The sequence below is a fragment of the Streptomyces sp. SID5643 genome, from assembly GCF_009872555.1.
Lineage (GTDB): Bacteria > Actinomycetota > Actinomycetes > Streptomycetales > Streptomycetaceae > Streptomyces > Streptomyces iakyrus.
This window is the reverse complement of sequence record NZ_WWIC01000303.1, coordinates 1-4,161: the sequence shown is the minus strand read 5'-3', so window position 1 is coordinate 4,161 and position 4,161 is coordinate 1. Positions and strand designations below refer to the sequence as shown.

At 72.8% G+C, this 4,161-nt stretch carries 5 protein-coding genes; 1 reads left to right on the top strand and 4 read right to left on the bottom strand.

The features are described 5' to 3' along the window. On the top strand, positions 1–721 hold a 721-nt coding region (locus GTY56_RS33075; RefSeq protein WP_202511063.1), incomplete at its 5' end, for a VOC family protein. Here the strand turns inward: GTY56_RS33075 and GTY56_RS33070 are convergent. From GTY56_RS33070 to GTY56_RS33055, 4 genes are all read right to left on the bottom strand, one after another. Beyond that, entirely contained in the window at positions 708–2,174 is a 1,467-nt protein-coding gene (locus tag GTY56_RS33070; protein WP_161368963.1) for a membrane-associated oxidoreductase, read from the bottom strand. The two genes, GTY56_RS33075 and GTY56_RS33070, sit on opposite strands and share 14 nt — an antisense overlap. 124 nt (positions 2,175–2,298) lie before the next feature. After that, a complete protein-coding gene (locus GTY56_RS33065; protein ID WP_161368962.1) occupies positions 2,299–2,886 on the bottom strand; it encodes a histidine phosphatase family protein in 588 nt (195 codons plus the stop codon). Between the two features lie 2 nt (positions 2,887–2,888). Continuing rightward, entirely contained in the window at positions 2,889–3,773 is an 885-nt protein-coding gene (gene gnd, locus GTY56_RS33060) for a phosphogluconate dehydrogenase (NAD(+)-dependent, decarboxylating) (protein ID WP_161368961.1), read from the bottom strand. 1 nt (position 3,774) lies between these two features. Beyond that, positions 3,775–4,161 (bottom strand): phosphoglucose isomerase-related protein (locus GTY56_RS33055; RefSeq protein ID WP_524540169.1); only part of this gene is annotated, 387 nt, incomplete at its 5' end.

Below are 4,161 nucleotides of genomic sequence, written 5' to 3'. Positions count from 1 at the left end.
GCTGCTCGCGCCCGTCCTGCCGCGCCGCCGGGCCCCCGGGGACGCCCCGCTGGACGCCGTCGCCGCCCCCGACGGCACGGAGCTGTTCTTCTGCGCGGGCGACCGCCCGCAACGGCCCGGCTGGCGGGCCGACTTCGAGGACACGGGCCGGCCGCCGGGGCAGGCGGGCATCCGGGGCATCGACCACCTCGCCCTCACCCAGCCCTGGCACCACTTCGACGAGGCGGCCCTCTTCCACCGCGGGGTGCTCGGCCTGCACGCCCAGGAGAGCGTGGACCTCGCCGACCCCTACGGCCTGCTGCGCAGCCGCGCCGTCACCAACGCCGACGGCAGCGTCCGGATCGCCCTCACCGTGGGCGCCGCGCCCACGGACGACACCGTCCACGCCCAGCACATCGCCCTGGCCACCGACGACGTGGTCGCCGCGGTCCGCCGCTTCCGGGAGGCGGGCGGCAGCCCGCTGCCGGTGCCGGCGAACTACTACGACGACCTCGCCGCCCGCTTCGAATTCGCCGACGGCGAGCTGGAGACCTACCGCGACCTGGGCATCCTCTACGACCGCGACGCCCACGGCGTCTTCCGCCACTGCTACACCCGCACCGTCGGCCGGGTCTTCTTCGAACTGGTCCAGCGTGACGGCGGCTACCGGGGTTACGGCGCCGCGAACGCCCCCGTGCGGCTGGCCGCCCAGCACGCGGTGCGGGCGCTCACTGGCGGCTGACGGTCCGGGTGATGCCGGTGACGACCGTGGTGGCCAGCGTCCACCCCGTGACGACCAGGGCGTAGGAGAACCACTGGTACCGGCCGGCGGGCGCGAACGCCCCCTCCTGCCCGAAGGAGATCACGGGCAGGAGCAGGTCGAGCGTGTAGAACACCGGGTTGAACTGCGGGGCCTCGTCCGCCTTCAGCGGCTCGGGATGGTGCAGCGCGAAGGTGAGGGAGCCGATCACGAGCAGCGACAGCAGCCAGCCCGCCGCCCGCAGCGGACGGAAGCCGTAACCGACGGAGGCGTCCTGCACATAGCCCCACAGCCGGCCGTACCAGGGCAGGGTGCCGCGGTGGCGGCGCTGCTTGGCGAGCTGGACGCGCCGGGCCGCGTGGTCGTCGCCGATCCGCCGGTAGGCGGCGGTCAACTGCTCGTAGGCGTGCGGGACATAGCCGTCGCCGTCCCGCTCCAGCATCGTCAGGCGGCGCCCGGCGGGCACGTGCGGAGTGAGCGAGGTGTAGACGAGGCCGTCGAGCAGGACGCTCTCCGGGATCACCTCCGGCTCCAGCCACAGGACGTCCACCTGGGCGCGGCGCAGGTTGAGCGTGCCGTCCGGCGGAGGGCTCTCGCGCAGCCAGAGCTCCCCGAGGACACAGCTGCCGGCGCGCAGCGCCGGACCCCCGGGGTTCACCAGGCGGGCGTGCGACAGGTTGAGCCGTCCCGCGACACGGGCGCCGCGTAGGCCGATCCAGCCGAGCACCGACGCGCTGCGCAGGAGGACGTCGCCCTCCGCCGTGAGCGTCTCCGCGTCGAGGGCGATTGCTGCGGCACCGGCCTCAAGACGCGTCTCGTTGAAGTCGATCGTGCCGGCGACCGAGGCGCCCGTCAGCCGCACCTCGCCGCGTGTCCGCAGGCCCGGCGCGGACAGGCCGTCCCCGATCGTCACGTGGTTGAGCTGGAGCGCCGGCTGGCCCGGGGGCGGTTCGCCGATGTCGGCCCCGTCCAGGAACAGGGCGCCGGAGATCTGCGCTCCACCGAGCTTGACGGGCCCGTCGAAGCGGCAGCCCGACAGGCGCAGGACGCCGTCCACGCGCAGGGTGGCGGCGTCCAGGCCGGGCAGTACGGACCGGCGCAGGTTGAGCTGGCGCAGCCGGGTCGCGTACAGGACGGGCACGTCCTCGAAGAAGCAGTCGCTGAGCCGCACCGCGGGGTCGATGTCGCTGTACTGGAGGTTCAGCACCCCGGTGATCCGCGCGCCCGCCAGCCGGAGGGAGGCCGTCTCCCCGTCCTCCTGCGGGGGACTCAGCAGCAGGGCCCGCACCACGGACGCCCGCACGGTCCGTTCGGGGCCCCAGTCCGCGCCCCGCGCCGGGTCCTCGTCGCCCTGGTCCCGGAGGTCCACGTTCTCCCCGCGTGGAAAGGCGCGCCACACCTGCTCCTCGGCGGGTGTCATGTCGGTGATCTCCATCAGCGGGGACTCTGACGCGCCCGGCCGGAGGCTGTCAACACAGAGCCTGCTTGTGAACCCCCGCCCGCGCTCCGCGCGGACGACGGGGGTTCAGAAGCAGGTTCTCACCTCCGGCCGGGGCTCGTTACGCCCTGGAGTTCCACTCCGCGATCACGGGCCGGCCGTGCTCGGTCGACAGCCGGCTGACCGTGCCGGTCTCCAGCCGGAACAACTGCCCCCGCGCCGGGGGCAGACCCAGCCGGCGGGCCGTCAGGACGCGGAGGAAGTGGCCGTGCGCCACCAGCATCACATCGCCCTCGGGCAGCGACTTCTCCGCCCTGGCCAGCACCCGGTCGGCGCGTTCGCCGACCTCCTCGGGGGACTCGCCGGGCCGGCCGTCGGGGCCGGGCGGCCCCCCGTCGGTCCACAGGTCCCAGTCGGGCCGGGTGCGGTGTATCTCCTCGGTGGTGACGCCCTCGTAGGCGCCGTAGTACCACTCGTGCAGGTCCGCGTCCTGCACGGTCCCGGTCAGGCCCGCGAGTTCGGCGGTGCGCACCGCGCGGGCGAGCGGGCTGGCGAGAACCAGCGCGAAGGTACGGCCCGCCAGGAGCGGGGCGAGGGACGCGGCCTGCTCCTCACCGTGCGGGGTGAGGGGCAGGTCGGTGAAGCTGGTGTGCTGTCCGCTCCGGCTCCACTCCGTCTCGCCGTGGCGGACCAGCAGCAGATCGCCCACGCCTACGCCTTCTTCGCGGACTCGACGGCGTGGCCGCCGAACTGGTTGCGCAGCGCGGCGATCATCTTCATCTGCGGCGAGTCGTCCTGCCGGGAGGCGAACCGGGAGAACAGGGAAGCGGTGATCGCGGGCAGCGGCACGGAGTTGTCGATCGCCGCCTCCACGGTCCAGCGCCCCTCGCCGGAGTCCTGGGCGTAACCCCGCAGGCCCTCCAGGTGCTCGTCCTCGTCGAGGGCGTTGACCGCGAGGTCCAGCAGCCAGGAGCGGATGACGGTGCCGTCCTGCCAGGAGCGGAACACCTCGCGGACGTTGTCGACCGAGTCCACGGCCTCCAGCAGCTCCCAGCCCTCGGCGTAGGCCTGCATCATGGCGTACTCGATGCCGTTGTGGACCATCTTCGCGAAGTGCCCGGCGCCCACCTTGCCCGCGTGGACGAAGCCGTACGGTCCTTCCGGCTTCAGCGCATCGAAGATCGGCCGGAGCCGGTCGACGTACTCCTTCTCGCCGCCGACCATCAGGGCGTAGCCGTTCTTCAGGCCCCACACGCCGCCCGAGACACCGGCGTCGACGAAGCCGATGCCGCGCTTGCTCAGCTCCTCGGCGTGCTTCTCGTCGTCCGTCCAGCGGGAGTTGCCGCCGTCGACCACCGTGTCGTAGGGCTTGAGGAGGTCCGCCAGACGGTCGATGACGTGCTGGGTGGGGTCGCCGGCCGGGACCATGACCCACACCGTGCGCGGCGCCTCCAGCTGGTTGACGAGGTCGGCCAGGCCGGCCACGTCGGACTTCTCGGGGTCGGTGTCGTAGCCGATGACGGTGTGGCCGGCGTTGCGCAGGCGCTCGCGCATGTTGCCGCCCATCTTGCCGAGACCCACAAGACCGATCTGCATGTCAGTTCACTTCCCGAAGATTGCGGTAGGCGGCCACCAGCGCGGCCGTGGACGGGTCGAGACCGGGGACGTCTGCGCCCTCGGTCAGGGCGGGTTCCACGCGCTTGGCGAGGACCTTGCCGAGTTCGACGCCCCACTGGTCGAAGGAGTCGATGTTCCACACAGCGCCCTGCACGAACACCTTGTGCTCGTAGAGGGCGACCAGCTGGCCGAGGACCGACGGGGTCAGCTCGGTGGCGAGGATCGTCGTGGTCGGGTGGTCGCCCCGGAACGTGCGGTGCGGCACCTGCTCCTCGGGCACGCCCTCGGCCCGCACCTCCTCGGCGGTCTTGCCGAAGGCGAGTGCCTGCGTCTGGGCGAAGAAGTTGGCCATCAGCAGGTCGTGCTG